Source organism: Streptomyces sudanensis (genome assembly GCF_023614315.1).
GTDB classification, from domain to species: Bacteria; Actinomycetota; Actinomycetes; order Streptomycetales; family Streptomycetaceae; genus Streptomyces; species Streptomyces sudanensis.
Genome location: NZ_CP095474.1, coordinates 2,404,632 through 2,410,252 on the forward strand (window position 1 = coordinate 2,404,632; position 5,621 = coordinate 2,410,252).

Below are 5,621 nucleotides of genomic sequence, written 5' to 3' on the forward strand. Positions count from 1 at the left end.
GGNGTNGACAGGTGGTGCTGCTGGGGCGGGCGCGGCGGCGGGTGGTGCGGGCCGTGGGGGGCGCGCTGCTGGCGGGCAGCGTGGTCGTGCCGGCCGCGGCCACCACCGCGTACGCGGACCGGGAGCGGCCCGCGCGGCTGGACGACTACCCGGCCTGGGGCGCGGCGCACGAGGCGCGGGCGGCGGCCGTGGACGGCGCCGACGGCTGGCCGGCCTACCGGACCGACCCGGGGCGCCCGCAGCTCACCGGCAACGACCCGCTGCTGGTGGGCGGGCAGGGCGCCGCGTACTACAGCAGCCACACCCCCGAGGTGTGGACGCGGACGCTGGCCGCGCTCGGCGGCGGCTGGACGTCGCACGGGCGCAACCTGCAGAGCCTGGACAACCCGGTGACGGACGCCCTGTTCGCGGTGGGCGCGCGCTGGCGGGACGGGGCGCTGGCCCACAACCGGGAGCGGCTGCCGCTGGTGACGGTGCAGCCCGGGGTCGGCTCCGGCTCCGGCTCCGGCGGGCGGGAGCCCCGGTACGGGCCCTCCGCGTTCCGCAACCAGGAGCTGCTGCTGGGGGCGCGCGTCTACGACGTCCCCGCGGACGGCGTGTGCCCGGTCGGCAGCGAGGTCTTCGCCTGGGCCCCCGACTTCACCGGCACGGCGCGCCTCGGCGGTACCGGACGGCCGGCCGAGCTGCGCGGCGGGCTGCCCAAGCGGCGGGCCGCCATGACCCCGCTGGGCACGCAGCTCACGACGGGTGCGCGCGTGGAGTGGCGGGGCCGGGGGGCGTGCCGCGGGGCTCCGTCGGCTGCCTCGACGNGGGGCGGCTGAGCGCGGCGGTGGCCCGGCTGCGGGCGTCGGCGGCGGTGGACGTGCGGGTGGACGGCGGCGGGGTGCGCGCCGTACTCCCGCCGGGGGCGCGCGGGACGGCGGTCCTGGCGGCGCCCCGGATCGCCGGGTGGCGGTGCGGGGGCCGGCCCGCCGGGGAGTACCTGGGGCTGGTCGCCGTGGACGTGTCGGGCGGGTCGCCGGTGAGCTGCGCGTTCCGCCCGCCGGGTCTGCGGGCCGGGACGGCGGGCGGGGTGGTGGCGCTGCTGGTGCTGGCGGGGGTGGCGGTCCGCCTGCGGCGCGCGGGTCGCCGGGACGCCACCAAGACTTCACCCGCGCACCACCACGCCGTCTTCCGGGAGCCGGTCGGCCCGGCGTAGCTTGCCCCGCATGCCCTCCCTTCTGAGCAACCCGCTGACGAGGCGGCTGCTGCGCCCCGCCGTCTCCCTGATCGAGCAGCGCATGGAGCGCGTCACGCACGCGTTCCAGAAAGACCTGGACGCCCTGCACCACGAGGTGGCCGACCTGCGCAGGCAGAGCTACGGGCTCGGGCTGCTGCTCGACCACGCGGGCCGCGAGGCGCACCGGATGCCGACGCCCGTGCAGGTGGACCGGCTGGTCGGCGAGGTCCGCGCGGTGACCGGCGCGGCGGACGAGCGGGCGCGGGACGAGGTCACGGTGGCGTACCGGCACCTGGTGGCGCTGGAGGCGCTGGGCGTCGGCGGGATCGGGGGCACGGTGTCCGACGTGTGCGGGCGGCTGGCGGCGGTCCCCCTCCTCGCGGCGGACGCCGGCGCGGACGGCGTGGTGGAGGTGCTGGAGGTCGGCGCCCGGCAGGGGCTGTTCGCGGCGGCGCTGAGCAGGATGCTGCGGCGGCAGGGGCTGGAGGCGCGGCTCACCCTCGTCGACCCGCTGGACGGCGCGCCCGTCCGGGAGCAGACCGTACGGGACAACCTCGCGCTGGGCGGCGGGCGCCCGGACGGGTCGCGGCTGGTGCGCGGCCGGCTCGACGAGCCCGGGGTCCGCGACCTGGTCGCGGACCGGCGGTACGGGGTGGTCCTGCTGAACGCCCCGCACGACGGCGCCCGCGCCCTGGCGGCGCCCGGCGCGGTGGTGGTCTGCCCGGACGCGGTGGCGGACCCGGAACTGCGCCACCTGGGCGGGGTGGCGGACTCCGCGTACTACGGCACGGCCGCCTGACCGCCCGGCCGGGTCGACGGCCGGTCAGGCGGCCGGTCGGACGGTTCCCGGCCGGACGGCCGGACGGCCGGACGGCCGGGCGCGGGCCGGGCGCTTCCCGCCGCCCCGGGCGCTCCTCGCCGCCGGCGGGTCAGCGCCCGCGCACCTGCTGCTGGTGGGTGAGCGCCCGGCGCAGTTCGGCCGCGAGCGGGTGGTAGGGCCCGTAGGCGCGCTCCGTGTCGTACAGCAGGTTCTGGAGCTGCTGGTGGGCGCCGGAGTGGTCGCCCGTGGTGAGCAGCAGGTGCCCGATCCGGTGCCGGATGCCGAACGCCCGGCTCGGGTCGGCGCCGGGCTGCCGCCGGGCGCTCTCGTGGTACGGCAGGATCGCCCGGTACTCGGCGAGCGCCCCCGCCGCGTCGCCCGTCTGCTCCAGGCAGAGCGCCACGTCGTGACGGTACTGGAGGGTCTGCGGGTCCGCCGGGCCCGCCTCGGCCTCCCGGTCGGCGGCGAGGCGGCGCAGCTCGGGCAGGGCGCGCCGGTACTGGCCGTCGTCCATGAGGGTCGTCGCGTACTGCCTGCGCAGGACGCGCACGACGTGCGAGTGCTCGCCGTGCTCGGCGGCGGCGGCCGGGAGGGTCGCGCCGAGGAGGTCGACGGCCTGGGTGACGCGGCCCTCGCCGAGGAGCCGCTTCACCTCCTCGACGGCGGCGGCCACACCGGACCGCCCGGCGGGGGCGCCGCCCGGCGGGACGGCCGGGGGCGGCNGCACGGGGACGGCCGCGGCGGGCGCGGAGGCCCGCTCGGGCCAGGGTGCGAGGGGCCGGGTGAACGGCCGGGTGGGGTCCATGGGCCCGACCGGCCCGGCGGCGCGCGCCGGGAGCAGCGGGGCGAGCGCCTCGTACACCTCCTGCGCGCCGGAGGGCCGGTGCCCGGGCTCCTTGGCGAGGAGCCGCTGCACCAGGGCCTCCAGCGCCTCGGGCACGTCGGGGCGCAGCTGCCGGACGGGCTGCGGGGACTCGTACAGGTGGCGGTGGAGGACGCCGAGGGCGGTGGAGCCGGCGAACGGCACGCTCCCGCAGAGCAGTTCGTGGAGGACGACGCCGAGGGCGTACAGGTCGGTGTACGGGCCGACGGCGCCGCCCATGGCCTGCTCGGGCGCCATGTAGGCGGGGCTGCCTATGGGCGAGCCGGTGTGGGTGAGGCGCGTGGTGTCGGTGTCGAGGACGGACGCGACGCCCAGGTCGAGGACGGTGATCGTGCCGTCGGGCCGCACCATCACGTTGCGCGGCTTGAGGTCGCGGTGGACGATCGGCACGGCGTGGACGGCGGCGAGCACGGCGCACATCTGGGCGGCGACGGCGACGGCCCACTGCCAGGGGTAGGGCTCGTGCTCGGCGAGGTGGTCGGCGAGGTCGGCCCCCTCGACGTACTGCATGACCAGGTACAGGTCGTCGCCGTCGCCGCCCGCGTCGTGCACGGTGACCAGGCCGGGGTGGGCGACCTGGGCGGTGACCCGGCACTCCCGGACGAAGCGGCGGCGCATCTCCTCCGCGGCGGTCGCGGCGGCCATGTGGTCGGGGCGCAGCAGCTTGACGGCGACGCGCCGGTCCAGCCGCCGGTCGTACGCCGTCCAGACCTGGCCCATGCCGCCCTGGCCGATGAGCGCGGCCAGCTCGTACCGGCCGGTGATGACCCGTCCGTTCACCGGCCGCCGTCCTCCCTGCGGAGCAGGTCGCTGAGCTCGTCCAGCTCGGCGCGGACCTGGTCGATGCGGGGCGCGGCCGGCGGCCCGGACCGCGCCGGGACCGGGGCCGGGGTCGCGGGCGCCGGCACGGCGTGCGGCTGCGGCGGGCCGTACGGCGGCACCGCGGCGGGGGGCGCCGGGTACACCACGCCCTGCGGCGGGTACCCCTGGCCGCCCCCGGCGGGGAACGTCGTCGCGTAGGGCGAGGGGGCCGGGCCGGCGGCGCGCAGGTCGTGGTGGCGGAGGTCGGCGTAGAGGAAGTACCCGGTGAACAGCGCGGCGTTCAGCAGGAGGCCCGCCACCCCGAGGTCGGAGCGCGCGGAGTCGGTGTCGTCCACGGTGAGGACCATGCTGACGACCGTGAGGACCACCGAGAGGGCGAACAGCCACCAGTCGAGGACCCGGCGCGTCACCAGCGCGAGCCGCATGGTCGCCGCCCCCGTGAGGAAGCCGAGGCTGAGCAGCGGCAGCACGGCGAACAGGACGCGGAGCACGACGACATGGGTCGGCGTACGACGCTGCGGTGGCACGGGGCCGGGGCCGTACATGGCTCCTCCAGGAGGCCGNGGGGGGNAGAGGACGGGGGATACGGGGATGAGCGTATACAGCGACCTGCGGAAGGGCTCCAGGGTTGCACGGATCCGCCGTGCGGTTGCTCACGTCGGCCGCCGCCCGCCGGCCCGGGGCGGACCGGGCCGGGGCGGGCGGCGTGATGGCGGAGCCGGTGCCGGGCGGCGGTCCGGGGCCGCNCGGNCCGCCGCCCGCCGGCGGGCCGGGCCGGGCCGCTCGGGCGTCCCCCGGCGGGTGGGGGTTCTCCGTACGCGGCGGCTGCGCAACCTGCGACACTCACATGTGACGGCCTTTCACAAGCCAAGCCAGGCACGGGGCGTAAAAATACGTTGACATGGTTCACATGCTCTGATGTGATGGACACATCACTTCACGGGGCCGCACCGCGTTCCGCCCCTCTCCTGTCTTCATGTCTTCGCCCGGAGGGCACCCATGTCCCACCCCATGCAGCAGCCCCCGTACGGCGCGCCGCACCCCGCTCCGCCCGCCCCGGCCGCGCCGCCGAACAACGGTCTCGGCACGGCCGCGCTGGTGCTCGGCATCATCGGTGTGGTCTTCGCGCTCATCCCGCTGCTGTTCTGGCTGGGCGGCATCCTCGGCCTGCTCGCCGTGATCCTGGGCGCGGTCGGCGTCGGCCGCGCCAAGCGCGGTGCCGCCACCAACAAGGGCGTGGCGATCGCCGGCACGGTCCTGGGCCTGGTGGGGCTGATCCTCTCCGTGGTGATCGGGATCGCCACGGTCATGGCCGTGAACGAGGCCGTGGACGACATCAACAAGGAGCTGACCAACACCGCCCCGAAGGACACCTCCGGCGGCGACAAGGGCTCGGCCGCCCCGGCGGCCCCGGGCGACGCGAAGAGCGGCGAGGTGCCCGAGACGCTGGCCGCCGACGAGACGATCATCTACGACGACGACCTGAAGATCACGGTCTCCGCGGCGAAGCCCTACACGCCGAGCGACACCTCGGTCGGCCACGCCGCGGGCAACAAGGCGTACCAGGTCACCGTCGTCGTCGAGAACGGCAGCAAGCAGAAGTTCGACACCGACCTGGTGCTCCTGGAGGCCCGCGCCGGCACGGAGGGCGTCACCGCCGAGCAGGTCTTCGACAGCGGCCTGGACGGCGTCACCGGCTCCCTCGCCCCCGGCAAGAAGGCCACCGGTACGTACGCCTTCAGCGCCCCCGCCGACGCGAAGACCCTCACCGTCGAGGTCACCCCGGGGTTCGAGCACGAGGCGCAGCAGTGGGAGCTGAAGTTCTGAGCCCACGGCTCCCCGCGGAGTGCGCGGCGCGCGGNCCCCGCGCNNCGCGC

At 77.2% G+C, this 5,621-nt stretch carries 3 protein-coding genes and 2 pseudogenes; 2 read left to right on the plus strand and 3 right to left on the minus strand.

What is annotated here, in order from left to right; genetic code table 11:
- The first annotated feature begins 1,208 nt into the window (after positions 1 to 1,208).
- The gene (locus MW084_RS11100; protein ID WP_010473498.1) at positions 1,209 to 2,018 is read left to right on the plus strand and encodes a hypothetical protein; all 810 of its coding nucleotides are present in this window, start codon (positions 1,209 to 1,211) and stop codon (positions 2,016 to 2,018) included.
- A gap of 130 nt (positions 2,019 to 2,148) precedes the next feature.
- Here MW084_RS11100 and MW084_RS11105 read toward each other — a convergent pair.
- The 3 genes and pseudogenes from MW084_RS11105 to MW084_RS11115 all read right to left on the minus strand — a co-directional run.
- A pseudogene (locus tag MW084_RS11105) lies at positions 2,149 to 2,761 on the minus strand (serine/threonine protein kinase); the annotation flags it as partial.
- A 1-nt stretch (position 2,762) separates the two neighbouring features.
- Positions 2,763 to 3,702 (minus strand): annotated as a pseudogene (locus tag MW084_RS11110) (serine/threonine-protein kinase); the annotation flags it as partial.
- Positions 3,699 to 4,307: hypothetical protein (locus MW084_RS11115; RefSeq protein WP_275563571.1), on the minus strand; the 609-nt coding region annotated here is incomplete at its 5' end. The pseudogene MW084_RS11110 and the gene MW084_RS11115, both read right to left, overlap by 4 nt.
- A 436-nt stretch (positions 4,308 to 4,743) precedes the next feature.
- On the opposite strand from MW084_RS11115, the gene MW084_RS11120 reads away from it, so the two are divergent.
- On the plus strand, positions 4,744 to 5,571 hold the full coding sequence (locus MW084_RS11120) for a DUF4190 domain-containing protein (RefSeq protein ID WP_010473504.1): 828 nt from the start codon (positions 4,744 to 4,746) through the stop codon (positions 5,569 to 5,571).
- Positions 5,572 to 5,621: the final 50 nt, after the last annotated feature.

Coding starts and splice junctions, on each gene's coding strand:
- MW084_RS11100 (WP_010473498.1), top strand. CDS start 1,209: ATGCCCTCCCTTCTGAGCAACCCGCTGACGAGGCGGCTGCTGCGCCCC.
- MW084_RS11120 (WP_010473504.1), top strand. CDS start 4,744: ATGTCCCACCCCATGCAGCAGCCCCCGTACGGCGCGCCGCACCCCGCT.